This is a genomic window from Actinoplanes sp. NPDC051537 (assembly GCF_055586105.1).
Map to the genome: position 1 here is coordinate 448,384 of NZ_JBVJIU010000008.1, position 25,083 is coordinate 473,466.

Consider the following 25,083-nt stretch of genomic DNA (forward strand, 5'->3'; position numbering starts at 1 on the left):
CCCCACCCGGACACTCCCCCGTGTTCCTCTGCCTCCATCGTGCGGCGCGGGGTCGGTGCGGCACAGGAAGCGGACCGGCAAGCGACCGGCAAATCAGCCGGCGAGCTCCAGGTGGAACCGTTCCCGTTCGTCACCCTGAAGGCCGAACGCGTCGGCGAGCAGGCGGGCGGTCTCCGGGCGCGGCCGTCCGCCCCGGCCCGACTCGAGGTTGCGGATCGTGCGCACGCTCAGGCCGGTGCGCTCGGCCAGGTCCTCCTGGGACAAACCGCGACGCAGGCGGTGGGCGCGGATGCCGGGCGCGTCCTGCTTCCGCACGGGCGTGAGCTTGGCGCGTACGGCCGCGGCCTGCGGATGTCCAAGATCGGCCAAGATTTCGTACGCCTCCCGCCAGCGCTCCTCCGCCGTCGGCCGATCGCCGAGCGTCTCGTAGAGGTCGCCGAGGTGGCCGAGGATCTGCGCCTCGACGGCCGGGTTGCCGGTGCGCCGGGAGAGCCGCAGCCCCTCCTCGAACTGCCGGGCGGCCTCGTCGTGCTCGCCGGTGAACAGGTGGAGCAGGCCCAGGCTGTCCCGGGTGACCGACTCGTTCTCCCGGTCGCCGGCCGCGCGCTGCAGCTGCACGGCCCGGGTGAAGTAGGGCAGCGCGGTGCGGTTGTCGCCGCGCTGCGCGTGGTACCAGCCGACGGCGAGCGCGGCTTTGCCCTCCCAGATCGGGTCGCCGAGCGTGCCGAACAGCTCGAGCGCCCGCTCCGCCTCGGCCAGCGCGCGTTGCTGATCGCCCTGGAGCCACCACAGGTAGGACAGGATGAATCGGCACTCGGCCGTCCCGGCGACGTCGCCCGCGTCCTCGACCAGGCCCAGGGCGCGGCTCATGTGCAACTGGGCCTCGGCGAAGCGCTGACGGCGGGCGTCGGCCACGGCGAGGAAGGAGTACGCGTACGCCAGGGCAGGCCCGTCGGCGAGGGTGGCCGCCGCATCGAGCGCCACCGCCCAGGCCGCGCCCTCGTCGTCCCAGCGGCGCTCCTCGTGCAGGAAGGAGTCGAGCGCCCAGCTCAGCTGCCAGGCCTGGGTGTCGAGGCCCTCGTCCCGGGCCTGCCGGACGGCGGCCAGCAGCGTCTCCCGCTCGCCGGTGAGCCAGGTCAGCGCGGCCTTCATGTCGCCGACGGGGCTCGGCCGGGCGTCGTCGGCGGGCTCACCCAGCGTCATCGGGATCGGGGCCCGGGTCGGGTTGAGCACGAGGTCGGCCTGGTAGGCGGTGTGCGTGTAGTGGTCGAGCAACCTGGTCAGGGCGGCCCGGCGCTCGGCGGGCTGGTCGTGCTCACGGGCCAGCTCCCCGGCGTACGCGCGAAGGAGATCGTGCATGTGGAAACGCCCGGGGCTCGGCTCGGTCAGAAGAGCCGTCTCGGTGAGCTCGCGCAGGAGGCGACCGGCCTCGGCCGGTGGGCGACCGACCAGAGCCGAGGCGGCGGCGACGGCGATGTCGGGGGCCGCGACCAGGCCGAGCAGGCGAAAGAGACGGGCCGTTTCCGGGTCGAGCCCGTGGTACGACCAGGAGAAGACGGACCGCAGATCGTCGAGGGCCGCCAGGCGCCGGGACGGGCGGCGCAGCTCGGCGGTCAACGCGGCGAGGGCGGCCAGGGGATGCCCGGAGGTGCGCACCCGGGCGGCGGCCAGGGTCACCGCGAGCGGAAGGCCGCCGCAGGCCCGCACGATGTCGAGGGCCGACTCGCCGGCGAGGGCGCCCACCCGCCGCTGGAAGAGCTCGATCGCCTCCGGCTCGGGCAGCACGCCGAGCGCGATCGGGCGCGCCCCGACGGCCGCGACCAGGCCGGTCAGCCGGCGGCGGCTGGTCACCACCGTGCGGGTCTCGTCGCCGGCCGGCAGCAGGGGCAGCACCTGCTCGTCGTCGCGGGCGTTGTCGAGCAGCAGGAGCAGGCGGCGATCGGCGGTCTCACCACGCCACAGCGCCTGCCGGCCGTCCTCGTCCGGTGGCATCCGGTCGGGGGTGACGCCCAGGGACTCGAGCAGGAGGCGGAGGGCGTCGGCGGGCTCGCGCGGGGCGGCACCACCGAAGCCGCGTAAATCCAGATATAAGCGGTTTTCATGGGTGGCCGTTTTGGCCCAGTGGATGGCGAGAGCGCTCTTTCCGCAGCCAGGCGGACCGGAGAGCACCACAACGGCGGTGGGCTCGCTCAGCGTTGCCATCTCCGCGTCGCGTCCAGTAAATGACGCTATGTCGGGGGGTAGTTGCGCCGGGGCGGGCATGGCGGTCGCACCACCTCCATATTGGACCGCCCCAACTATAGGTGGGCGGGAGCGCGCGACCGAGATATTGCGGGGGAACCTGTGGTCACGCGCTCCCGCCAACCGCCCCGCCCAAACCGGGGGTCGCGCCTGGCCGGAGGCGCTGGACCAGCGGAGGCGTGCCGGTCCTGAACCAGTTCAAGGGCGGGTCCTGTTGCGGGATGCCGCGGCGCTGGCGGGGCGCTGCGGTGTCACCGCTGGGAGACGTCGACCGGGCTGGGAAGCCGGGGCCTGCCGGGGGAGGTCAAGCTGACGGCGACGTCGGAGCCTTTATGTATTTATCGGGCCTTTATTGATTTATCAGTCAAAATATCCGCGGTTCGTCCGCGGGCTCCGGTAGCCGTGCCGGTCGTCGGTCCGCAGGCCCGGCATGGCCCGGATGCTGTTCAGGTCGTGCCGCGCGGTCCACGCTTCGCGCCACGGCCGGCGGGAAGCTTCCTCGGCCCGCTCGGCCAGCCGCCGCGGCGCGCACGGCCAGCGCCATCCACACCAGACACAGTTGCCCTCGTGGTCGCCATCGGCATGGCGACCCAGCATCTGCTGGGCGTCGCGCCAGAGCATCCGGTCCACGATGTCGGCCGGTGGGTCGGCGATGACCATCCGTCACTCTCCGTCGGGTTGTACTGCAACCTCCGGTACGACAGATACAACCGCACCGCCCCTTCGCGTCGCCGCACTTTCTGTCCGACTGTGGCGACTATCCGTGACGGCTCTCATTTCGCTTTGGGCGGACGGCCCTCCGGCATCGACTTTTGCCGGCCGTTTGTTGAGGCGGTCATGGATACCGAACACACGGGAGTCGACCCGACTGAGGCGCTCGACGCCTACAGCCGCGTCGTGACGGGTGTCGCCGCCAGCCTCCTGCCCTCGGTCGCCGCCCTCTCGGTGCGTACCGCCCGTGGCGCCGGCGCCGGCTCCGCGGTCACCTTCACCGACGACGGCTTCCTGCTCACCAACGCCCACGTGATCACCGGCGCTTCCCACGGCACTGCGGCCTTCGCCGATGGAACAGAGTCGAATTTCGACGTGGTCGGCGCCGACCCACTCTCCGACCTGGCCGTGGTCCGCGTGCAGAACTCCGGCGCCCCCGCCGCACCCCTGGGCGACGCCGACACCTTGAAGATCGGCCAGCTGGTCGTGGCCGTGGGCAACCCCATGGGCCTGGCCGGCTCGGTCACCGCCGGCGTGGTCTCCGGCCTGGGCCGCTCACTCCCCGCCCGCGACGGCCGCCGAGTGCGCATCATCGACAGCGTCATCCAGACCGACGCCGCCCTGAACCCCGGCAACTCGGGCGGCGCCCTGGCCGACGCCACCGGCACGGTCGTAGGCATCAACACCGCCGTAGCCGGCTACGGCCTGGGCCTGGCCGTCCCGATCAACTCCACCACCCGCACCATCATCGGCGAGCTGGTCGCCTCGGGCCGGGTCCGCCGAGCCTGGCTGGGCGTGGCCGGTGTGCCTACGCCCCTGCCTCCCGCACTGGCTGATCGCCTGGGCCAGAAATTGGGCCTGCGCGTGGTCGAGGTGGTCCCCGGAAGCCCGGCCGGCACTTCCGGTATCTACTTGGGCGACATCTTGATCTCGGCGGGCGGCCAGGCCATCCAGACGACGCAGGCCCTCCAGCGCCTCATGCTCGGGCCGGCGATCGGGAAGAGTTTGCCGATTACGTTGCTTCGCAAGAATGCCCTGGTGGATGTGGTTAGCGTGCCGGCTGAGCTCGGCTGAAATTTGCCGTCGCTTGGTTTGGCGATGGGCGGGGGTGTCCGCCTGGTTGGAGCGTGGTGGGCTCAGGTCGCTTAGAGGCGAGCGCCCGCGGTGGAACGCCGCATCGTTGACCCGCGCGCATGGCCTGTCAAAGCTCGTCGGAGCGGATGGCTCGGACGCCACTCAGGTGCGCGCCCGCCTGGCCTTGCACGCCGGGGTACACCCCGCCCGCCCAAGGGGGCCGACCAGCCACAGAAATGAGTGTGCCGGGTGCCGCTGGGGCGGTGTCAAATCGCGGTTGTGGACAAGCGGTTCGATCTGGATGCTTGCCGACGGCTTGAGGTGGCGACTCATCAGCGCGCTGGGAGTTCCCGCTGATGACGGAGCTTGGTGGGGTGCGGTTCACCGGGGCGCCGCAAGTTTTCAGGCCGCATGGCGTGGGGCGGAGGCGGGGGCGCGGGGCCGGGGGCGGGGAGCGAGGACGCGGCGCGGCGCGGGGCGAGAAGCGAGGACGCAGCGCGAGGCGAGAAGCGAGGACGCAGCGCGAGGCGATGAGAGAGGACGCAGCGCGAGGCGGGACGCGGCGGGGAGCGGGGACAGGGCGCGGGAACGCGGAGCCGAGGCGCGCGGCACGAACCAGCGAACACGACAGAAACGGGCAAGCGGCCAAACCCACGCAAGCGAGCGCGACCAAACCCAGCGAGCGCGGCAAGAGCAGGACCATACCCAGGCGAGCGAGCAGACGGCCCGCGACCACCCCCGAAAGGGCGACCGCGGGCAACCCACATCAGGTCAGATGAGCCAACAGGTCCTGCCGGGTCAGGACCCCGGCCGGCTTCCCATCCACCAACACCATCGCGGCGTCGGCCTTTTCCAGCAGGCTTACTGCCTCGGTCACCGGCTGGCCGCCGCCGATCATGGGCAACGGGTCGCCCATGTGGCGCTCTATGGTGTCGTGCAAGTGGGCCTGGCCGGTGAACAACGCGTCGAGCAGGGCCTTTTCCGCTATTGATCCGGCCACCTCGCCGGTTACCACGGGGGGCTCGGCCTTCAGGACGGGCAGCTGCGAAACGCCGTACTCGCGCATGTAGTCGATCGCGTCGCGGACCGTCTCGGTGGGGTGGACGTGGATCAAGGGTGGCATCCGGCCGTCCTTGCCGGCCAGGGCATCCGCGACGGTGGGGGCGTCGCCGCCCGTGCGGAGGAAGCCGTAGCGGGCCATCCAGTCGTCGTTGAAGATCTTGGACAGGTAGCCTCGGCCGCCGTCGGGGAGCAGGACCACGATGACGTCGTCGGGGGCGGCCTTGCGGGCCACCTCGAGCGCGGCCACCACGGCCATGCCGCACGAGCCGCCGACCAGCAGGCCCTCCTCGCGAGCCAGCCGCCGGGTCATCTCGAACGAGTCTGAGTCGGAGACCTCGATGACGTCGTCGCAGATGTCGCGGTCGTAGGTGGTCGGCCAAAAATCTTCACCAACACCTTCGACCAGGTACGGCCGGCCGCTGCCCCCGGAGTAGACCGATCCCTCGGGATCGGCGCCGATCACCCGTACGGCGCCCTGTTCCTTCAGATATCGCCCGACGCCGCTGATCGTGCCCCCGGTGCCGACGCCCGCCACGAAGTGCGTGATCTTGCCTTCGGTCTGTTTCCAGAGCTCGGGGCCGGTGTCCTCGTAGTGGGAGCGCGGGTTGGCCGGGTTGCTGTACTGGTCGGGCTTCCAAGCGCCGGGGACCTCGCGGGCCAGCCGGTCGGAGACGTTGTAGTAGGAGCGCGGGTCTTCCGGGGCCACCGCCGTCGGGCAGACGACGACCTCGGCCCCGTACGCGCGAAGGACGTTCTGTTTGTCCTCGCTGACCTTGTCGGGACACACGAAGATGCATTTGTAGCCGCGCCGCTGCGCGACCAGAGCCAACCCGACCCCGGTGTTTCCGCTGGTCGGCTCGACGATGGTGCCACCCGGCCGGAGAATCCCGGCCTCTTCCGCGTCGAGCACCATCCGCAGGGCGATCCGGTCTTTAACCGAACCGCCGGGATTGAAGTACTCGACCTTGGCCAGCACCGTGGCTTCGATGCCCTCGGTGACGCTGTTCAGCTTCACCAGGGGTGTGTCACCGATGATCTCGACGACGTTGTCGTAGTAACGCACGCTTTAGATTACGACGACGTGGTCCCGCCGCTTCTCCCACTCCAGGAAGCGCTCGGTTTCGACGAGCACGGCGCCGGCCAGCCAGGTGATCATCACGGCGTCGTCGGCCAGGCCGACGACCAGGAGGAAGGCTTCCGGAATAAGATCAATAGGCGAGACGACGTACGCCGCGGCAGCCGCCATGAGAGCGACCCGCACCCCGCCGTCGTACTCCCCTTTCGCCGTCGCCTTCAGCATGCGAGGCACCGCCGCCAGCCGTTTGCTCACCGACGGCCCGCCTCGAGCGCCCGACATGAGTTGCTTGGCCAGCGCAGTGAACGCCGCCGTCCGTTTCAGCGTTTTCGCCATCACTTCCCCTCTCCGCAACTCCAGCATGACTTGCCTGCGCCACGATGGCGTCGCCGGAACTCCGGCACGACTTTGATTTACCCTTCGCCCGAACGAGTTAGCCTCGAAATCCAAGCCGGATCTGGAGGGGGACCCGTGAGCGGCATCGAGTTCACCGCGGAGGACCGGCGGCGGCTCAAGCTGGCCGGTCAGATCGTCGGCGGCGTCACCGGTGGGCTCGCCGTGCTGAGCGCGGGCTCGGCGGGGCTGCTGATGCGGCAGGCGGCGGACGCGCGGCGGGTGATCCCGCTGGCCGAGGCGCCCCCGCCGCGGGGCGACGGGGTCTACGGGGCGAAGTTCGGCGGCAAGCCGATCACGATGGTCATTCTCGGCGACTCCTCGGCGGCCGGGTACGGCGTGCACCGTCCCCGCGAGACTCCCGGCGCGCTGCTGGCGACCGGCGTGTCGCGTCGCCTCAGCCGGCCGGTGCGGCTCTACCGGGTCGCCGTGGTCGGCGCGATGTCGGCCGGATTGCCCTATCAGGTGGACGCCGCGCTGGAGTACGAGCCGGACGTCGCGGTGATCCTGATCGGCGGCAACGACGTCACCCACATCTCGGCTCGGGACCAGGCCGTGCGCTACCTCGGCGACTCGGTGCGGCGGCTGCGCGAGGCCGGCTGCCGGGTCGTGGTCGGCACCTGCCCGGACATCGGGGCGATCCAGCCGATCAAGCCGCCGCTGCGCTGGCTCGCCCGCAAGTGGAGTCGCGACCTGGCCGCCGCACAAACCGTCGCGGTGGTCGCGGCCGGCGGGCGTACGGTGTCGATCGGCAACCTGCTCGGGCCGATGTTCGAGGCGGATCCGGTGCGGATGTTCAGCTCCGACCACTTCCACCCGTCCGCCGAGGGCTACGCGCGGGCCGCGTCCGTGGTGCTGCCGACCCTGCTCGCGCTGCTCGGCGAGGAGGATCGGCCGGCCGCCGCGGTGGGTGTGAGCGATCTCGAGACCGCGGCGCAGGAGGCCGTACGCGCGGCCGGCACCGAGGTCAGCCCGGCCAAGTCGGGCGGGCGCCGGGCCACGCTGCGTCGGCATCCGTGGTTCGGCGAGCCGCGCACCTGGTTCGGGCACAAGGCAACGGTTCCGAGCGGCCCTTCCGCGACGGGAGCCGTAGGGTGGACCCCAGCGGATCATTAAGGCCGCAGGGTGACGCAGGGAGGCGAGAGATGGCGGGGCTGAACGCACGAATCGGCAAGGCGGCGGCCACCGGCCTGCTCGCCGGCGCGGTGGGCGGCATCGCCCTGCTGGCCGGCGAGGTGCTCGCCGCGAAGGCCCGCCGGTACGCGAAGCCCACCATGGGCCTGGCCCTGCGCACGTCGATGGGCAAGATCTCGGCGCCCACGCTGCGGCTGGTGCTGCTCGGCGACTCGGCCGCGATCGGCGTCGGCGTCGAGTGGCTCTCCGAGACGGTCGGTGGCCAGCTGGCCCGGCTGCTCGCCGAGGGCACGGCCGAGACCGGCGAGCGGCACGTGCTGCTCTCCAGCGTGGGCGTGGCCGGCTCCCGGGCCGCCGACCTGGCGACCCAGGTGGCCCGCGCGCTGCTCGGCGACCGACCGGACGTGGCCGTGGTGCTGATCGGCGCGCACGACGCGACCAGCATGCGCAGCCCCGAGGAGGCGGCCGAGCTGCTCGGGCAGGCCGTCCGCCGGCTGCGCGAGGCGGGCGTGCGGGTGGTCGTCGGCACCTGCCCCGACCTGGGCGCGCTGCGGGCGATCGCGCCGCCGCTGCGCCAGGTGGCCGGCATGCTGGGCCGCCGGATGGCGAAGGCGCAGACCAAGGCGGTGCAGGAGGCCGGCGGCGCGGTGGTCGACCTGGCCGAGGAGACCGGCGCCGTGTTCCGGGCCGACGCGGGCACGTTCTGCTACGACGGCTTCCACCCGTCCGCGGACGGCTACCGCGTCTGGGCGCACGCTTTGTATCCCGCTGTCGCAAAAGCAGCGCTGAGCCCAATCTGAAAAGCGGCGGGCGTGTGATAAATCTGCACTCGCAGAGGTTGTTACTGACCGGTTAACGTTGGGGTCATGCCGGAAGCTGTCATCGTCGCCACCGCGCGCTCCCCGATCGGCCGGGCCGTCAAGGGGTCGCTGAAGGATCTGCGCCCCGACGACCTCGCCGCCACGATCGTCGACGCGGCGCTGAACAAGGTGCCTCAGCTCGACCGCACCCTGATCGAGGACCTCTACCTCGGTTGCGGGCTGCCCGGTGGCGAGCAGGGCTTCAACATGGGCCGCGTGGTCGCCACCAAGCTCGGCCTCGACGGCCTGCCCGGCGCGACGATCACCCGGTACTGCTCGTCGTCGCTGCAGACCAGCCGGATGGCGTTCCACGCGATCAAGGCGGGCGAGGGCGACATCTTCGTCTCGGCCGGCGTCGAGACCGTCTCCCGCTTCTTCCGGGGCAGCTCCGACGGGCTCCCGTCGGCCGCCCAGGAGCTGGTCGGCGGCGGCTGGGAGAACCCGTTCTTCGCCTCCGCCCAGGAGCGGACGGTCGCCGCCGCCCAGGGTGGCAAGACCTGGCACGACCCGCGCGAGGACGGCAACGTTCCGGACGTCTACATGGCGATGGGCCAGACGGCCGAAAACCTGGCGCAGATCAAGGGCATCTCCCGCGAGGAGATGGACGAGTTCGGCGTACGCAGCCAGAACCTCGCCGAGAAGGCGATCGCCGACGGCTTCTGGGACCGCGAGATCACGCCCGTGACGCTGCCGGACGGCTCGGTCGTCGCGAAGGACGACGGCCCGCGGCCCGGCGTGACCATCGAGGCCGTCTCCGGGCTCAAGCCGGTGTTCCGGCCCGACGGCCGGGTCACGGCCGGCAACTGCTGCCCGCTGAACGACGGCGCGGCGGCCGTGGTCATCATGAGCGACACCAAGGCCCGCGAGCTGGGCATCACCCCGCTGGCGCGGATCGTCTCGACCGGCGTCACCGCCCTCTCCCCCGAGATCATGGGGCTGGGGCCGGTGGAGGCGTCGAAGCAGGCGCTGAAGCGGGCCGGCATGACGATCGCCGACGTCGACCTGGTCGAGATCAACGAGGCGTTCGCGGCTCAGGTCATCCCCTCGTATCAGGACCTGGGCATCCCGATCGAGAAGCTCAACGTCAACGGCGGCGCGATCGCGGTCGGCCACCCGTTCGGCATGACCGGCGCCCGCATCACCGGCACGCTGCTGAACTCGCTCGACTGGCACGACAAGAGCATCGGCCTCGAGACGATGTGCGTCGGCGGCGGTCAGGGCATGGCGATGGTGCTGGAGCGCCTGAGCTGAGCTGATTCGCCCCGGAGTCTTCCGCCGGGTTCGGTCTGCCACGAGCGGCCGGGCTCGGCGGTTTTCATTTCTCGGAGGGCCGCCCATCTCAGAGGGCCGGCGATCTCAGAGGGCCGGCGATCTCAGAGGGCCGCTCGCAGCTTGTCGACCGCGGTGGTGGCCTCGGCCAGGACGGCCGGCGGCGGGTCGGCGGCGAGCAGGTCGTCGGCCATCACGCGGAGCTGGTCCGGGAGGATCATGTCGTGCTCGCGCGGGACCGGGCGGCGGGGGCGGCCCTCGGCGTCGGCGCCGAGATCGGCGAGCAACTGCACCAACCCGAAGGTCCGCTCGGCCCGGGGACCCCGCCATCGCGGCTGCTCCCAGTGACGCACCTGGGAGAGGAGCCGCTCGATCGAGGTCGCGAAGTCGGTCACGCGGCCGAGCGTAGCCGCCGGCGTGCGAACAGCGACGCGGGCATGGCGACGCGGGGCGGACACGGCGATGCGACGCGGACACGGCGGCGCCCGGACCGTGGGAGGACGATCCGGGCGCCGAGGGTGAAGCGTCTAGTCTCTGCTGCTGCCCTGGAGATAGCTGAGCAGGCGCAGGATCTCGAGGTAGAGCCAGATCAGGCCGACCAGGATGCCGAACGCGCAGGTCCACGCGTAGCGCTGCGGCAGGCCCATGCGGACCGCCTGCTCGATCTGGTCGAAGTCGAGGATGAAGCTCAGCGACGCGACCACGATGCAGACGATGCTGAAGATGATGCCGATCGCGCCGTTGTCCCGGATGCCGGTGTGCACGCCGAACAGCGAGAGCACGAAGTTGATCAGCATGAGGACGAACAGGCCACCGATCGTCGCGATCAGGCCCTTGGTGAACCGCGGCGTCGCCCGGATCACCCGCGACTTGTAGAGCGCGGCCATCAGGAAGAAGACGCCGAAGGTGGCGACCACCGCCTGGAGGACGATGCCGTGGTAGAAGGACTCGAAGGCCTTGCTGACCATGCCGACGAAGGCGCCCTCGACCACCGCGTAGGCCACCACGAGGGCCGGGTTGGCCATCCGCGAGAACGAGATGATCAGACCGAGGACCAGGCCGACGATGGCGGCGCCGATCCAGGCCGGGCCCTGCAGCGAGTCGGGGATCAGGTTCCACGCGGCGATCGCCGAGATGCCGGTGATGCCGAGCAGGACCACGGTCTTGACGACCACGTCGTCGATCGACATGGCACGGGCGACGGGCGGAGCGGCGTAGCCCGGCGTCGTCGGGTACGGCTCGCCATATCCGTACCCGGAGGCCCGCTGCTGCTCGGCCGCCTGGCCCAGCCGCGTGAGAACCGGGTTCGAAGATTTCACTGCGTCCAGCCTCCTGATTCCTTCTCGCGTCAAAGATCCCACGAGGTTGAAGCACGTCATGTGCTGCCGTTCCAGGGTACGGCGTTGGTCCACTCGTTGCCTGCGACAGAAGCTGTGAGCAGGCTGGGAAGATATTCGTCTACCTACGCCGCGGTGGTGGGGTGATCGGCGGCTTGGTGCCGCCGGGCAGGCCGGGGAGCGTGGGCAGCGCGCCCTTGCCGTTGCTGGTCTCGATCTCGACCACGCCGCCCTTGATCGTGCGGCCCTCGGGGTTGGTGCCGGCCGCCGTGCCCGCCGGACAGGACGAGTCGACGGACGACGAGCTGAGCCAGACCGAGAACCCGGCGTTCTCCAGGCGGTTGCGGGCGCTCGAGATCGAGTCGCATTCCACATCCGGGATGCGGCGCTGGTCCCCGTACGCAATCTTGCGATTTTCCGGCTTCTTGAATTGGATCTTGGGCTTGCCCTTCATGTAGTCGGCAAGCGTGTTGTAGACGGCCGGATTGACCTGGTAGTGGCGCAGATGGTCGGAGTGGTTCTGATAGTCCGGGTTGACCAGATAGCCGGCCACCACCAGCGACGTCGTCCCCGCGATCAGGCCGGCCGTGCGGTCCTTGTCGGTCGTGCCCGTCTTGCCGAAGACCGGGTGGCCGACCACCGACCGCACCCCGCCCGCCGTCGCGCCGTGGCAGGAGCCGAGCTGAGCCGAGTCGCCCACCGGGCAACGCGTCGCGTCGAGCGCGGCCCGGGCCACGTCCTTGCTGGTCGCGCGCATGCAGTGGGACTTGCCGACGTCGAGCTTCTCGCCCGCCTGAGTGGTGATCCGCTCGATCGGCGTCGGCTCGCAGTACATGCCGTCGGCGGCGAGCGTCGCGTACGCGTTCGCCATGTCCAGCGGCGTGGTGGCCGAGACGCCCAGGGTGAAGGCGCCCCACTGATGGGCGCGGCCGGGTGAGGCGTAGTCGGCGTCGCTCTCCGACCGGAACTGCACGCCGAACCGCTTGGCCACGGCGACCACGTTCTCGGCGCCGACCCGTTCCTCGAGCGGCACGAAGAACGTGTTGATCGACCGGCCGAACCCGGTCCACATGTTGTAGATGCCCTCGCCACCGCCGCCGGAGTTCATCGGGCACCAGAAGTGCGTGCCCTTGCAGGCCGAGTCGCTGCCGGCCTCGATGATGTAGTGCGTTTTCGCCTGCTTCTCGGCCTTGATCGTGTACGCGAGCGGATAGCCCTTCTCCAGGGCGGCCACCATGGTGAACATCTTCATGACCGAGCCGGCCTGGTAGCCGGTGATGTCCCCGCCGCCGGTGAGCAGCGGGTTCGTCGTGTTCGGATACGTGCCCCGCTTACCCTGCTTGGCCTTCCGAGGGTCGGCGGAGATCCCGTTCTGGGGGTGCGCCGGGTCGTCGAGCTTGTAGCGCCGGTTAGCCGCGAGCGCCCGCACCTTCCCGTCGCCGGGCTCGACCGCGGCCAGCAGCAGGGCGTTCTTGTTCGTGTCCTTGATCTGGTCGGAGATCCGCTTACGGGCGCTGGCCTGGGCCTTGATGTCGAGGGTGGTCGTGATCCGGTAACCACCGCTCTTCAGGCGACGCTCCCGGTCGTACGGCGTCTGGCCGAACTCCTCCCGGCCCATCCACCAGCGGTAGAAGTAGTCGCAGAAGAAGCCCCAGATGTTCTTGGCGACCGAGACGCAACCGTTCGCGGTCGGCTTGGCCTTGCTCGGGATCGCTTCCTTGATCGCCTTGTCGGCCTGCGCCTGGGTGATCGCCCCCAGCTCGACCATGCCCGGGATCACGTAGTTGTTGCGGCGCTCGGAGAGCTCCTTGTGCCCCTCGGCGCTGGTCGGGTTGTAGCTGGTCGGCGCCTTCACGATGGCGGCAAGCATGGCGGCCTGCCCGATCGTGAGGTCCTTCGGCTTCTTGTTGAAGTAGACCTGGCTCGCGGCGAAGACGCCGTACGCCTGGTTGCCGAAGGGAGCAATGTTCAGGTAGCGCTCGAGGATCTGGTCCTTGCTCAGTTCCTTCTCGACCTGCAGCGCGTACTTCATCTCGGTGACCTTGCGCTTCGGCGTGTCGACCGTGGCCTCCACCACCTCCTGCGGATTGGTCGCCGAGTAGGCCAGCGACATGCGTACCCACTGCATGGTGATCGTCGAGGCGCCCTGCTTGGACTTGCCGTTGTTGTTGTTGACCAGGGCGCGCGCGACGCCCTTGATGTCGACGCCTTTGTGGTGGAAGAACTCCCGGTCCTCCGCGGCCACGATGGCGTCGCGCATGTACTTCGAGATGTCCTTGAGCGGGACGTCGCTGCGGAACTCGTCGTAGAACTGGGAGATCTGCGTCTTGTTGTCGGCGGCGTAGATCCGGGTGATCTGCGGGGAGCTGAAGTCCTTGAGCTCGCTCGGCAGGCTGGCGAAGGTTTCCCCGCCGGCCTTGGCGGCGAGGCCGGACATGGCCGCGGCCGGGAAGACCCCGGCCGCTACCACGACTCCGGCGAGAGCGCCGCAGATCAACAGATTTGTCGTATTGAGGAAGATGTTGTGATCACGTCGGCGCATCCAGGACGTCACCGCATCACCATCCGCGACTCGACTGACTCTGATGTCAGGCTGAAGAGATTCGAGTCAATCAAACAGCTTCATGTCAAGACCGAACAGCTTCACGTCACGACCGAGCGGAAGTAGACGTCGGTGAGGTAGTCGTAGGTGAGCTCGGACTGAAGCGGCTGATTCCCTGCTATTTCGGTGTACGCCAGAGCGAGAAGCCTCTTCAGCTCTCGGATGGTCATCGGGCGAGCCGTCAGCAGCCGATCGATCGTCTCCTGGCTGATCTGCGGCAGGCGAGGATCGGTCACCCGCTGCCGGACGAGGGCGACCGCGTCCTGCGTGGACACCGGCGAAAGGTGCAGGAAAATGCCGCTGTCAAGGCCTAGTTCGCGACGATTCAGCGGCTCCTCCGACACCACGTCCACCACGTACAGCAGTCCCGGGTGCTGCTCCATCGCGAACCGGCGGAGAACAGGCATGTCGGTGACTTCCGGCAGCCGGATCAGCGCGACCGTGCCGGCGGCCGTCAGTCGGTAGCCGATCTCGGCGAGCGAGGTGGCGGCGCCGTCGTGGAAGTACGACAGCTCATCGCGGATCCGCGCGAAGATCTCCTCGGTGCTCTCCTCCATCGCGCGCGGGCCTTGCAGGTCCACCGTCATCAGCTCGACCCCGGCCTCGACGCATCGGCTCCGGAAGAGCCCGGCGCAGCGATTGCCGAGCGAGGTGCGACCGGAACCCGGCAGGCCACTGATCGCCACGAAGCTCCCGGTGCGCTGGACGTCGGCCGGCGTGCAGCGCGCGGCGAACTCCCGGAAGGCGTCGTCGCTCCCGCCGGCGTCGACGAAGTGGTCGCCGTCCTCGGGGAAGCGCAGGGGACGCATCTCGAACGGATTCGTGACCGCGGCCGGGACGGGCAAACCAAACGGGATCCGTTCGAGGATCCTCTCCGCCGGGATCATCCACGCGGACGGGAGATCGGCGCTGCTCTGCAGGGCGAAAAGACCGACCATGGCGCCCGAGGCGCTGTCGATCACGCCGCTGCCGGAGAAGCCCACGAGCTGCCACGGGTCGATCACGCCCGGCGAGTCGAGCCGGACCAGGTCGCCGCGGGATGCCTCGGAACCGCCCACCACGAAGCGCATCCACACCCCGTCGGGCCGGTCGGAGGGGAATCCGAGCGCCCTGGCGTTCGCGCCCCGGGCGTCGGCAGCCGGCCGTACCGTCGCCGGACTGATGTCGCCGCCGGCCCGAACGTCCAGGCGCAGCACGGCGAGATCCGGCTCCGGGAACCACGCGGTCGCCCGTCCCCGGATCACGGGGTGCCGCCCGGCCAGCGGGAAATCGACCAGGAACGGACCGTGCGGCGGTTCCGGACCCCACCCGAGAACGTGGGCACAGGTCAGGACCTCGTCTTCGGAGATCAGCACACCACCGCCCACGAATCGGCCATCGATGCCGCGGATTCGCGCCTGCCAGCGGTGCGCGGCCGGCTCGCCGGCGGTCACGCCGAGCCGGCCCGCGGCCGGCTCCGGGACCTGGACGAAGGGCTCGGCAGCGGCCCGGGCCGGACCGTCGGCGTGCGCGGCGAACGCCGGGAACACCGGACCCGCGCCGCCCGCGTGCTCGGTGACGTACCGCGACATCGCGCTGGTCACGCGCGCGGCCTCGGAGCGGCGTAGCTCGGCCCGCAGCTCGGCCCGGGCGCCGGTGACGAAGACGTACATGCCCTCGCCGGTCTGGTTGAGCAGGCCGCCGAGCAGGACCTCGGCCAGGATCGACGGGCTGTCGCCGGCCGACGTCACGTGCTGCACCAGGCGCATCGTGTCGAGCGTCACCGGCACCAGCGAGAGGCAGACCGCCAGCTGGTACGCCTGGGGCGACGCCGTGGACCGGAACCGCTCGACGGGACTGAGCTCGTCGAGCACGGCAAGTGGCGGCGACTCCGGCGGCTCCGGGCGCAGCAGGGCGACGGCCAGCGGCACCTCGCCGCCCCGTCCCGCGGTGAGCCGCGCCCACGCCCCGAGCGCCGCCGGCTCGAGACCGACGACCGGCAGCGGGACACCGGCGGGAACGTGGCGACGACGGTAGCGGGTGCGCAGGCCGGTGTTCGGGACGCCGGGGGCCGGCGCGCTCACCCGGGCGGCGACGACCGGCAGTCCCGTACGCAGCCACATCTGCTCGGGGAGGGGCTGGAGGACCACCACCGGTCCGGTACGCGCCCACGCGCGCAGCCGGCCGGCGACCGACCCGTCGCGCCAGCCCTCGGCCACCCCGTCGGTGAGCACGAAGAAGAGGCGGCGCCGGCCGGCGTCCACCAGCTGAGCCGGGCGAAGGCCACGGCCGGGGCGGAAGACGCGTACGTCCCGGAAGGCGCCCGAGCGGGTGAGCAGGGCGGCCAGACCGGCCGACAGATGACGCCAGATCTCCATCGAGGGCGCGGTGTCGACCGCCAGCACGGCGTCGAAGTGCCGCTGACGGCCGGCCACCAGCTCCGTCGCCCACACTCCGGTCTCCGCGATCGCCTGGGCGGTCGCCGCCTCGTCGAGCACCGGCCGACGCGGGTCCTCCGCCCGCAGGCGCAGCGGGCGCAGGGCACGTTGCAACCGCCGGGCGTTCGGCAGCGCCGGCGCCGCCGGGCTACGCACCGGGAAGCCGCTCAGCGGCGCGGGACCGGCCTCCGACGGCGCGGCCACCGCGACGGTCCGCGGCGCCGGGTGATCGTCGCCGTTCGTGGCCGGTGGCGACGGATCCTCCGGCTCCGGCGCCGGCTGCGCGGCGGCGCCGGGGCGGTCGGCGAGCGCGGCGACGTCGAGGCGGCCGGCCAGCCAGATCGCCTCGGCGAGCTCGCGCGCGGTCGGGCTGACCCCGGCCCGCCGGAGTCTCTCGACCAGTCCGAGAACGGTCACCGGCCGGGCGTGCCCAGGTCGCGCATGACCAGTTCGGCGAGCTCACTCGGTGTGCCGGCCCCGGTCTGCTCGCCGTGCATCGTCACGAAGAGGGCGTTCAGAAGCTGGTCGGTGGCCATCTCGCCGGCCGTGCGCCGCCGCAGGAACTCGGCGATGACCTCGTACCCGTCGTCGAGCGCCTCCGCGCCGAGGTGTGCCTCCACAATCGACGCGAGCTGGTCCGCGTCCGGCTCGGGGATGTCCAGCCGCAGGCAGCGGCGCAGGAACGCGGGCGGGAAGTCGCGCTCGTCGTTGCTGGTCATCACCACGATCGGGAACGCCCGGCAGCGGACCGTGCCGTCGCGGACGGGCGCGGTGCCGGCGGAACGGTCCAGGCCGACCTCGACGTCGTGGACGCGGTCGGCGACCCGTTTGAGCTCGGGGATCGTGAACGAGCCCTCCTCGAGGGCGGTCAGCAGATCGTTGGGCAGGTCCACGTCGCTCTTGTCGATCTCGTCGACGAGCAGCACCCGGGGCCGCTCGGTGGGCAGCAGCGCGGTGCCGAGCGGCCCGAGCTGGATGTAGTGGCCGATGCCCGCCGCCGGCCGCTCCTCCGCGGGCAGGTTGGCGTCCTGCAGCCGGGCGATCGCGTCGTACCGGTAGAGCCCGTCCTGGAGCGTGGACCGGCTGGTGATCGGCCACCGGAGCACCGGGCCGAGCCCGAGCTCGTGCGCCACCGCGTACGCGAGCGTTGATTTGCCCGTCCCCGGCCGGCCCGTGATGAGCATCGGCCTACGCAGCAGGATCGCGACGTTGACCAGATCGATCTCGCGGGGGCCGGCGCGGTAGGTGCGGGCCCGCTCCATCTCGTTGGGATGCGGCTCGTCCTCGATCGGCCGCTCCACCACCGGCTCGCCCCGGAACTGACGCCAGGGCGGCGCTTCGGGCAGCTCCCACTCGTGCGGTACGCCGTCGCCTTTGAAGATCTTCGCGGTCAAGGGCTGCCGTCCTGTCATATCCGGGGCGGTTCGGTCAGGGCCACCGTCTGCGTGACGGCGCGACGAGGGTCGTCCCAGATCAGGACGATCTCGTGGCAGGGCGTGGACGCCGGGGTCTGCCGGGCGGCGTCGATCCGGATCTCCTGCGCCAGCGCGGGGAGGCCGGCTCCGGGCCGCTGAACGAGCCGAGGGCGCAGCGCCCGGGCGAAGTGGGCGCCCGAGCACTGCGGGCCGCCGGTGCCGTTGTCGTGCTCGGCGCAGGTGTCGCGGCGCCAGGCGACGGCGGGAACGCCGAGGTCCAGGGCGGCCTCGAAGAGCTCGGTGACATGCGGATCGGAGTCGGGGCGACGGGAAAACACCATCACCGACGTACGCTCCTCGGCCTCGAGCTCGGCGCTGAGCTGCTCCCCGTCGAGGGTCTCCTCGCAGGTGGTCCAGCGCACGAGCCCGGTGCCGCCGGCCAGGTGCTGCCAGCGGCGTAACCAGTCGGCCCGGATGTAGGGGTCGGCCTGCCGGTCTAGGTCGCGCAACACGACGCGATAGCCGCGGCCGAGGTTCGTCTTCTTCCGCTCGATCGGGCGCAGCTTCTCGAAGGGCTCCGCGAAGAGGGAGCGCGGGACGACGAACTCGATCATCGTTTGGCTGCCCTGCCAGCACAGCGCCGCGCGGAGCTGGTCGCACGCGAGTGCCGTCACCTCGTCGAGGGTGTGCCGCGGCGACTCGTCGCAGTAGAGCCGTTGTCCCCGGCCGGCGGCGTCGCTCACGCTCACCGTCAATCGGTAGCGGTCCTCCTCGGCGCAGCCCGGCGCGATCTCGACGGTGACGACATCCGGCGGCGGCGCGGCGGGCGGTGGAGCGCCGGTCATCGGCAGGCCGCGGCTGGTCGCGTACGTCTGAGTCCAGTTGCGCAGGGCCGGGAACCGGTGACCCAGGCGCAGCAGCGCCCGTTCCCCGTCGGCCGCACGCGTCCCGCTGTCGAGGAGCGCGTAAGCCACGTCGAGCACGGTGTCGAGCCGGGCGTCGGGCGGGCGGTGGTTCGGCGCGGACTCCAGGTAGACGCGGCGGAGCTCCGGTTCGTCCATCGGGGGCAGTTCGGCGAGGAGACCGAAGAGCTCGACCTCCTCCCCCGGGGTCAGAACGGCGCCAGGCACGACCGGCAGCCGCGCCCGCAGCGCGGCCCACTGCTGGTTGGCGCGATGGAAGCGGTACGCGGCGAGCAGCACCTCCCGGCGCCGGTCCGCGGGGAGCTGACGAAGCGCCTTGACCGGCACGATGTAGCCGCCGCGGTCGGTGTCGACCTCGAGCGACGTCTTCACCAGCGCGCACACCGCGCCGCTGGTCAGGTCGAGGACGGGGCCGCCGGACATGCCCGGCCGAATCTCGTTGGTCTTGAAGAGCCAGAAGTTCGACTCGTATCCGCCGTAGTGGCCCTGGACGGTGGCCGGGGCCAGGTCGTCTTTCTCGCTCCGCCGGGAGTAGCCGAGGGCGGTGAGATCGGACTCGCGGGCGTACTCCATCTCGGCGAGCCAGGCGCACGGGTGCTCGGGCGGATCGGTGACGGCGATGAGCGCCAGGTCGGGAAAGCTCCGGACGCGACTCTGCGGGGTGGTGTCGGGGGTCTGCTCGATCACCGTGCCGGTGAGGTCGTGCCCGTCCCAGCGGAGCGCGACCTTACTGTCCACACCCGAGGTGACCACATGCGCGCAGGTGAGCACAATGCCGGGCGCGATCCACACCCCGGACCCGCCGTCGTCGGGCCGGTCGCCGACGCGCACCAGGCAGCGTTCCGCCAGCTCGCGGAGCGCGACGTGGGGATCGGTCACCGAACCGACCCTAGCCGTCCTCAGTGGCCCACGGGAAGGTCGCGCCTACGGACCGGTGATCAGGGCCCCGAAGGTGGTGGCCAGCCAGGGCTTGCGGCCGCCGGCCAGCAGCCGTCCGCGGGCGATCTGGCCCCACTGGCCGGACCGGCCGAAGCCGACCTCGAGGAACGCCACCGGGTCGGCCGAGATCCAGCAGTCCGGCCGTTCGCCGGCCGGACCGGTCACGGCCGTTCCGTGGTCGACGCTGATCAGGTAGCGCGGGCCGCCGCGCAGCCGCAGCTCGAAGGTCGCCTCGAGGTTCGCGGACCGGTCCCGGTCGAGGTAGCTCGGCACCATCGTCATGACGCCGTCGATCACGCGCAGCGCGTCCGCGCGGTCGATCGGCCACGGCTGCCGGCTCGCCCGGGCGACGTCGAGGCCGTGGATCAGCAGCTCGCCGAGCAGGGCCGAGGTCATCGTCGCCCAGCTCATCGCGATGCCGTTGCTGACCGTCACCGGCCGTTCCGGCGGCTCGACGGCCCGGAAGCCCGCCACCGCCGGGACCAGCCGGTCGGCCAGGCTACCGAGGTCACGGTCGGGGTCGCCGCTCAGTTGGACGGCGTTGGCGGCGGCGTTGAGCCGGGACGGCGGGCCACCCTCGGTGGGGTTGTTGCGCCCCTGCGCGTACGCGGTGTAGTCGAGGAACTCGTGCACGAGGTGGGCGGCCGTCTCACCGACCGTCCAGGTCAGGCCGGGCACCCGTGCGGCCGGATCGCCCGCGGCCCGGATCACGGCCGCCGTCCGCTCGGCCGCCCTCAACATATCGTCAGTATTTAACATAGCAGCACTATGTCAAATGAGCGCTCCGCCGGCAACGGCTATACATGCGGGGTGAGGTCCAAGCGAAACCCCAGCCTGCGCGAGGAGCAGGTGGCCCAGACCCGGGCGGCCCTGGTCGCGGCCGGGCGCGACCTGTTCGGCCGGCAGGGCTACGCCGCGACCCCGGTCGAAGACCTGGCCCGCGAGGCCCGGGTGACCACCGGCGCGCTGTACCACCACTTCCCGACCAAGACGGCGCTCTTCGAGACCGTCTTCGAGCAGGTGCACACCGAGCTGCTGGCCCGCTCGGCCGACGCGGCGTCGCGGGCGGCCGACGAGATCGCCGCGCTCGGCGTCGGCTTCGAGGCCTTCCTCGACGGCATGCTCGTGCCCGAGGTCCAGCGCATCCTGGTCACCGACGCGCCCGCCGTGCTGGGCCTGGCCCGCTTCACCGAGCTCGACGAGCGGTACGCGTTCGCCACGATCGCCGCCGAGCTGCGGGCCGCCGCCGAGGGCGGCCGCCTGCGCGTCGACGACCCGGACACCCTCGCCCGCCTGCTGCTCGGCGCGCTCACCCGGGGCAGCATGCTGATCGCCGGCGCCCCCGACCCGCGCCAGGCCCGCGACGCCGTCGTCCAGTCCCTCCGCCTGCTGCTCGCCGGCCTGACCAGGTGACTTAATACGGAACTCATATGATGCGGTTCTCGGACCATACAGGTTCGAGAGGAGATCGGTCATGGCTGTTCTGGTTACCGGGGCATCCGGGCTCGTCGGACGCGCTCTCGTCGACGAGCTGGTCGACCGTGGCGTGCCTGTGCTGGCCGCCACCCGCAACCCGGCGGCGCCCTTTCCCGAGGGCGTGACCGCGGTGACGCCGGGCGCCCTCGACGGGGTGGAGGCGATCTTCCTGAACGCGCGGGCGGTCCCCGACCCGGCGCCGTTCCTGCGGCGGGCGCGCGAAATCGGCGTACGCAAGGTCGTGGCGCTCTCCGCCGCCAATGTGGACGAACCTCTGGACGAGCAGCCGTCCCGGCTCGCCGGCGACCGCAACAAGGAGGGCGAGGACGCCGCCGTCGACAGCGGCCTGACCTGGGTGAGCCTGCGGCCGAGCACGTTCGCGGCCAACTCGGCGGGCTCGTTCGGCCCGGCCATCCGCGCGGGCGACGTCGTCCGGTACGTGTACGGCGGCTTCGCCGAGTCGCCGCTGGACGAGCGCGACCTCGCCGCCGTGGCCGCGCACGCGCTGCTCGGCGACGACCTGGACGGCCGGCGGGTCACGCTCACCGGCCCCGAGGACCTGTCGCACGAGGAGATGGTGTCGATCATCGGCCGGGTGCTGGGCCGCCCGCTGCGGTTCGTGGAGATCGCACCCGGGGACGCGATCCCCGGCCTGCCCGCCGCCTTCGTCACCGCGCTGATGGCCCGCTACGCCCGGCACCTGGACAAGCCCCAGTTCCCGGCCACCGGCGCCGTCGCGGCGATCCTCGGCCGCCCGGCCCACACCTACGCCGACTGGGTGGCAGCGCACGCCACCCGGTTCGCGCGCGCCTGAAGGCCGGGGCGTGCCTCCCGGAATCCTCCGCCTTGGGTGAGGCGGTGCGAGCGTGCGGGCCGGTTAGCTGAGCAGCGCCGGCCTCGTCCACCCTCCCCGTTCCCGACGAGCCGGCGAGCTGGCAGGAGGTGGGCAGCTTGGCCGTCACCGTCACCGTCACCGTCACCGGCTAGGTCGTGAGCCTTCAGCACGACCTCGCCGATCTCGCTCGCGTCAGCCTGCTCGCCGCGCTGGCCCCGATCCTGGCCGGCCTTCTGCCGCGCGGACGTGTGCCGCAGGTGGTGATCTTCATTCTGGGAGGAATCCTCCTCGGCCCGGACGTCCTGGGGTGGGTGGACCCGGACAGCATCGAGCTGTTCGCCAACGTGGGCCTCGGGTTCCTGTTTCTGCTGGCGGGCTACGAGCTCGAGCTCCGTCTGTTTCGCGAGCGGGCCGGGCGGCTCGCGTTCCGGTCCTGGCTCCTGACCGCGGTGCTGGCGGTCGTCGTGACCGGTGCGCTGGAGCTTGTGGGGTTCGTTCACGCCTTCGTGCCGGTCGCGATCGGACTGACCACGACCGCGCTCGGCACGCTCCTGCCGATCCTGCGCGACAACAACCTCCTGGCCGGCCGATTCGGTCAATTCATCATGGCCTCCGGAGCGGTCGGCGAGTTTCTGCCCATCCTGGCCATAGCGATCTTCCTCAGCGCCAACGGGGCGTTTCTCGGCCTGATCTCGTTGGTCGTCATCGCCGGAATCAGCCTGCTGTTCACGTTCGTTCCGAGGCTGGTTCGGAACGAGAGGGCCAGAAAGATCGTCGCCGAGGGCGAGCACGCGACGTCGCAGACCACCCTTCGCTGGACCATTTTCCTGCTCATGGCCCTTCTCGTGATCGCTGCGGACTTCGGGCTCGACGTGGTGCTCGGGGCCTTTCTCGCCGGAGTGGTGCTACGCCGTTGGGCGCCAGGCGACGTGCACGCCCTGGAGGCCAAGCTCGATGCGGTGGGCTACGGATTCTTCATCCCGATCTTCTTCGTGTCATCGGGTCTGAGCCTCGACCTTCGGTCGATCGTCGAGGCGCCGGCGCGGCTGGTGATCTTCTTCGTGCTGTTCCTTGCCGTGCGTGGCGTGCCGGCCCTGTTCATCTACCGCCGCGATCTGCCCAGGCGCCGGCGGGTCCAGATGATGCTGCTCACCGCGACCGCGCTGCCGCTGCTCGTCGCGCTGGCCGAGATCGGTCTCGAATCCGGGACGATGCTGCCGGAGAACGCCGCCGCGCTCGTCGGCGCGGGCGTTCTGTCGGTCATCGTGTTTCCGTCCGTCGCGATCGGTCTCGCCCGTTCCGGCACGCGCGACCCCGTCGGCAAGATGCCGGGTATCGACGACAGCTAGAGCTCGGCCCCGCGCACCTCTTGCCCGTGCGCGACCAACGCATAGATCACCACGACGTCGAAAGTGATCGCGATGACTCCCCAGACCGGATACGCCGGCATGAAGAGCATGCTGGACAGCGCGCTGACCGCGGCGACCACCACCCCGGCCACCCGTGCCCAGAGCGCGCCCACGAAGATCCCGATGCCGGCGGCGATGGCGACGACCCCGAGCACGAGGTGCAGCCAGCCCCACGCCGTGTAGTTTCCGGCCACCACCAGGTCGCCCTTGCGCGCGATGTAGAAGGTGTGGTGGAAGATCGCCACGATGCCCTGGATCACATGGAAGACACCCAGCAGGAACAGCATCAACCCGCCGAACACGAGGACGCCGACCCAGCCGGTCGTCCCGGGCACCGAGTCCTGCGGGGAGGACCGTTCGGTCGCGTTCGCACTCTGTCCGGACATCCCACCATCCTGCGGGCGCGCCCGTTGCGGACACGCCATCCGCCGCGGATGACCTCGGCATGGGCGACGCCGGCCGTCGTCTCACACTGGCGTGGCCGGCGAGCTCCCGTCACCTGACTGCTGGATGAGCGGCCCGGTCGCCGAGCCGCCGAGCCCCTGCCGGTCGGCGCCGGCCGCGAAGGCCCGGTCGCCTGGGTCGGCGAAGGAACGCTCCACGATGGTGTCCAGCGCCGTGAGCTCCGCCGCCACCGCGGGCCGCCGGTCCGCGCGTACGTCGTCGAGCAGCTCTTCGAGCATCGCGCGGAGGCGGCGGCACACCTGCGGCGACGTCGCGCCGTACTGACGGATCTCGGTCACCGCAAGACCGAGGTAATCCACCCACGTCCTGGCCGGCAGCACGACCCGGAGGCGACCCGCCTGATCCCGCAGTCCCAAGGGGGTCCGGAGCTCGGCCCGGCCCAGCACCCGCACCAGGTCATCGATGTAGTTGAGGACCTGAGTAGCGGTGGTCGGGTCGTTGACCGCCGGGGACAGCGCCCGGATCGCGATGTCGACCAGGATGCGCAGTGCGAAGGCCGGGTCCTGGTCGATGGTCCGCTCGCGGCCGAGGGCGACCATGGCGGCCAGGTGCCGCGGGTTCGGCGCCGTGCCCTCCCCGTACACCTCCATCACCACCGCCCCGCCCGACACGAAGTCGCCGACGGCGCAGGTGATGACGAGAAGGCAGTCATGCCGGACCGCCGCCGCGAGAAGCCCATGGTGGTGGACGGCTTGAACGGCGCCCGGCCGGGCGGATCGCACGATCGCCAGCGGTTTTCCCGCCGTCGATGCCGAGCGGTCCCCGGCGCTCTCCACCGTTCGATCCGTGGAGATCGCGGTGACTACCGTGCGCCCGGCCGCGGCGACCTTCGCCGCCACGGCGACCGGGCGCAGTCCGTGTGCGAAGTGTTCGAGGTAGACCAGCAACAGCAGCACGCTGCCACCGGCGGCGACGCCGGCCACGGTGACGCCAAGGCTGGGGACGGAGTTCTCCTCGATGCGGCGGAGCAGCCCGTACGCGAACCCGAACGTCGCGGTGAGAGCGGCCAGCACGATCTTCTGCATCCGGTCGCGATACCAGAGGCGCATGAACCGCGGCGACAACGTCCCGGTGGCCATCTGCACGACCAGGACGCTGATCGTGACAACGAAGCCGAGCAGCCCGATGGTCGCCGCCACAATCGAGGACAGTGCGCTGGAGGCGGTGCCGGCGGAGTACTGCCAGGCGTCCGGAAGGTGGATGCGGTGCTCCAGCCGGTCGTCGAGCCCGGCCAGGACCACGCCGGCCGCTCCGCCCAGCGCCGGCAACATCCAGAGGCTGCCCTTGAGGTACTGACGGATCCGGAAGATGAACGCCCAGGACATCGATCACCCGCTTCGGTTCGGCGCCCACCCGACCGCAGTGTCGACGAGGTCCGCCCTCGGGTCCGGCCGGTGATCGTCGCCGGGCGTGGCCGGCCTCAGCGCTAGTCAGGCAGGTACCGCC

Annotated in this window: 20 protein-coding genes; 7 read left to right on the forward strand and 13 right to left on the reverse strand. The window is 71.1% G+C overall.

What is annotated here, in order from left to right:
- Positions 1–93 precede the first annotated feature (93 nt).
- Complete coding sequence (locus tag ACZ6TB_RS22335) at positions 94–2,202, reverse strand: tetratricopeptide repeat protein (RefSeq protein ID WP_465556465.1); 2,109 nt, start codon at positions 2,200–2,202, stop codon at positions 94–96.
- Between the two features lie 399 nt (positions 2,203–2,601).
- Positions 2,602–2,901 (reverse strand): hypothetical protein, encoded by a 300-nt coding sequence (locus ACZ6TB_RS22340; protein WP_465556467.1) that lies wholly within the window; start codon positions 2,899–2,901, stop codon positions 2,602–2,604.
- A gap of 177 nt (positions 2,902–3,078) precedes the next feature.
- On the opposite strand from ACZ6TB_RS22340, the gene ACZ6TB_RS22345 reads away from it, so the two are divergent.
- Positions 3,079–4,026: a S1C family serine protease gene (locus ACZ6TB_RS22345; protein ID WP_465556469.1), complete on the forward strand. Its 948-nt coding sequence runs from the start codon at positions 3,079–3,081 to the stop codon at positions 4,024–4,026.
- A 766-nt stretch (positions 4,027–4,792) separates the two neighbouring features.
- Here ACZ6TB_RS22345 and ACZ6TB_RS22350 read toward each other — a convergent pair.
- Entirely contained in the window at positions 4,793–6,151 is a 1,359-nt protein-coding gene (locus tag ACZ6TB_RS22350; RefSeq protein ID WP_465556471.1) for a cystathionine beta-synthase, read from the reverse strand.
- A gap of 3 nt (positions 6,152–6,154) precedes the next feature.
- Entirely contained in the window at positions 6,155–6,499 is a 345-nt protein-coding gene (locus ACZ6TB_RS22355; protein WP_465556473.1) for a YkvA family protein, read from the reverse strand.
- A 135-nt stretch (positions 6,500–6,634) separates the two neighbouring features.
- Between ACZ6TB_RS22355 and ACZ6TB_RS22360 the strand changes: the two genes are divergently transcribed.
- The 3 genes from ACZ6TB_RS22360 (at position 6,635) to ACZ6TB_RS22370 (ending at position 9,801) form a co-directional block, all read left to right on the forward strand.
- On the forward strand, positions 6,635–7,672 hold the full coding sequence (locus ACZ6TB_RS22360; protein ID WP_465556475.1) for an SGNH/GDSL hydrolase family protein: 1,038 nt from the start codon (positions 6,635–6,637) through the stop codon (positions 7,670–7,672).
- Between the two features lie 29 nt (positions 7,673–7,701).
- The gene (locus tag ACZ6TB_RS22365) at positions 7,702–8,490 is read left to right on the forward strand and encodes an SGNH/GDSL hydrolase family protein (protein ID WP_465556477.1); all 789 of its coding nucleotides are present in this window, start codon (positions 7,702–7,704) and stop codon (positions 8,488–8,490) included.
- Positions 8,491–8,556: 66 nt separating this feature from the next.
- A complete protein-coding gene (locus ACZ6TB_RS22370) occupies positions 8,557–9,801 on the forward strand; it encodes an acetyl-CoA C-acetyltransferase (RefSeq protein ID WP_465556478.1) in 1,245 nt (414 codons plus the stop codon).
- Between the two features lie 122 nt (positions 9,802–9,923).
- Here ACZ6TB_RS22370 and ACZ6TB_RS22375 read toward each other — a convergent pair whose 3' ends face one another.
- From ACZ6TB_RS22375 to ACZ6TB_RS22405, 7 genes are all read right to left on the reverse strand, one after another.
- Complete coding sequence (locus ACZ6TB_RS22375) at positions 9,924–10,214, reverse strand: hypothetical protein (protein WP_465556480.1); 291 nt, start codon at positions 10,212–10,214, stop codon at positions 9,924–9,926.
- A gap of 132 nt (positions 10,215–10,346) precedes the next feature.
- Complete coding sequence (locus tag ACZ6TB_RS22380; RefSeq protein WP_465556482.1) at positions 10,347–11,138, reverse strand: Bax inhibitor-1/YccA family protein; 792 nt, start codon at positions 11,136–11,138, stop codon at positions 10,347–10,349.
- A 139-nt stretch (positions 11,139–11,277) separates the two neighbouring features.
- The gene (locus ACZ6TB_RS22385) at positions 11,278–13,698 is read right to left on the reverse strand and encodes a penicillin-binding protein (protein WP_465556564.1); all 2,421 of its coding nucleotides are present in this window, start codon (positions 13,696–13,698) and stop codon (positions 11,278–11,280) included.
- A 101-nt stretch (positions 13,699–13,799) separates the two neighbouring features.
- Positions 13,800–16,592, reverse strand: a complete 2,793-nt coding sequence (locus ACZ6TB_RS22390; RefSeq protein WP_465556484.1) for an SAV_2336 N-terminal domain-related protein — start codon at positions 16,590–16,592, stop codon at positions 13,800–13,802.
- Positions 16,589–17,569, reverse strand: coding sequence for an AAA family ATPase (locus tag ACZ6TB_RS22395; protein WP_465556486.1), 981 nt, complete (start codon positions 17,567–17,569; stop codon positions 16,589–16,591). Before ACZ6TB_RS22395 ends, ACZ6TB_RS22390 begins: the two co-directional genes overlap by 4 nt.
- A 14-nt stretch (positions 17,570–17,583) precedes the next feature.
- Positions 17,584–19,392 (reverse strand): VMAP-C domain-containing protein, encoded by a 1,809-nt coding sequence (locus ACZ6TB_RS22400; protein WP_465556488.1) that lies wholly within the window; start codon positions 19,390–19,392, stop codon positions 17,584–17,586.
- Between the two features lie 45 nt (positions 19,393–19,437).
- On the reverse strand, positions 19,438–20,193 hold the full coding sequence (locus ACZ6TB_RS22405; protein ID WP_465556490.1) for a maleylpyruvate isomerase N-terminal domain-containing protein: 756 nt from the start codon (positions 20,191–20,193) through the stop codon (positions 19,438–19,440).
- Between the two features lie 69 nt (positions 20,194–20,262).
- On the opposite strand from ACZ6TB_RS22405, the gene ACZ6TB_RS22410 reads away from it, so the two are divergent.
- The 3 genes from ACZ6TB_RS22410 (at position 20,263) to ACZ6TB_RS22420 (ending at position 23,112) form a co-directional block, all read left to right on the forward strand.
- The gene (locus tag ACZ6TB_RS22410) at positions 20,263–20,865 is read left to right on the forward strand and encodes a TetR/AcrR family transcriptional regulator (protein WP_465556492.1); all 603 of its coding nucleotides are present in this window, start codon (positions 20,263–20,265) and stop codon (positions 20,863–20,865) included.
- 61 nt (positions 20,866–20,926) lie between these two features.
- Positions 20,927–21,742: an SDR family oxidoreductase gene (locus tag ACZ6TB_RS22415; protein ID WP_465556494.1), complete on the forward strand. Its 816-nt coding sequence runs from the start codon at positions 20,927–20,929 to the stop codon at positions 21,740–21,742.
- A 176-nt stretch (positions 21,743–21,918) separates the two neighbouring features.
- Entirely contained in the window at positions 21,919–23,112 is a 1,194-nt protein-coding gene (locus tag ACZ6TB_RS22420; protein ID WP_465556496.1) for a cation:proton antiporter, read from the forward strand.
- Here ACZ6TB_RS22420 and ACZ6TB_RS22425 read toward each other — a convergent pair.
- Both ACZ6TB_RS22425 and ACZ6TB_RS22430 read right to left on the reverse strand, forming a co-directional pair.
- A complete protein-coding gene (locus ACZ6TB_RS22425) occupies positions 23,109–23,558 on the reverse strand; it encodes a DUF7144 family membrane protein (protein WP_465556498.1) in 450 nt (149 codons plus the stop codon). The genes ACZ6TB_RS22420 and ACZ6TB_RS22425 overlap by 4 nt on opposite strands.
- An 81-nt stretch (positions 23,559–23,639) precedes the next feature.
- On the reverse strand, positions 23,640–24,962 hold the full coding sequence (locus tag ACZ6TB_RS22430) for a DUF2254 domain-containing protein (RefSeq protein WP_465556500.1): 1,323 nt from the start codon (positions 24,960–24,962) through the stop codon (positions 23,640–23,642).
- Positions 24,963–25,083: the final 121 nt, after the last annotated feature.

Excerpts from the sequence above, each read along its gene's own strand:
- ACZ6TB_RS22335 (WP_465556465.1), bottom strand. The coding sequence starts at position 2,202 with ATGGCAACGCTGAGCGAGCCCACCGCCGTTGTGGTGCTCTCCGGTCCG.
- ACZ6TB_RS22340 (WP_465556467.1), bottom strand. The coding sequence starts at position 2,901 with ATGGTCATCGCCGACCCACCGGCCGACATCGTGGACCGGATGCTCTGG.
- ACZ6TB_RS22345 (WP_465556469.1), top strand. The coding sequence starts at position 3,079 with ATGGATACCGAACACACGGGAGTCGACCCGACTGAGGCGCTCGACGCC.
- ACZ6TB_RS22355 (WP_465556473.1), bottom strand. The coding sequence starts at position 6,499 with ATGGCGAAAACGCTGAAACGGACGGCGGCGTTCACTGCGCTGGCCAAG.
- ACZ6TB_RS22365 (WP_465556477.1), top strand. The coding sequence starts at position 7,702 with ATGGCGGGGCTGAACGCACGAATCGGCAAGGCGGCGGCCACCGGCCTG.
- ACZ6TB_RS22370 (WP_465556478.1), top strand. The coding sequence starts at position 8,557 with ATGCCGGAAGCTGTCATCGTCGCCACCGCGCGCTCCCCGATCGGCCGG.
- ACZ6TB_RS22385 (WP_465556564.1), bottom strand. The coding sequence starts at position 13,698 with ATGCGCCGACGTGATCACAACATCTTCCTCAATACGACAAATCTGTTG.
- ACZ6TB_RS22405 (WP_465556490.1), bottom strand. The coding sequence starts at position 20,193 with ATGTTGAGGGCGGCCGAGCGGACGGCGGCCGTGATCCGGGCCGCGGGC.
- ACZ6TB_RS22415 (WP_465556494.1), top strand. The coding sequence starts at position 20,927 with ATGGCTGTTCTGGTTACCGGGGCATCCGGGCTCGTCGGACGCGCTCTC.
- ACZ6TB_RS22425 (WP_465556498.1), bottom strand. The coding sequence starts at position 23,558 with ATGTCCGGACAGAGTGCGAACGCGACCGAACGGTCCTCCCCGCAGGAC.
- ACZ6TB_RS22430 (WP_465556500.1), bottom strand. The coding sequence starts at position 24,962 with ATGTCCTGGGCGTTCATCTTCCGGATCCGTCAGTACCTCAAGGGCAGC.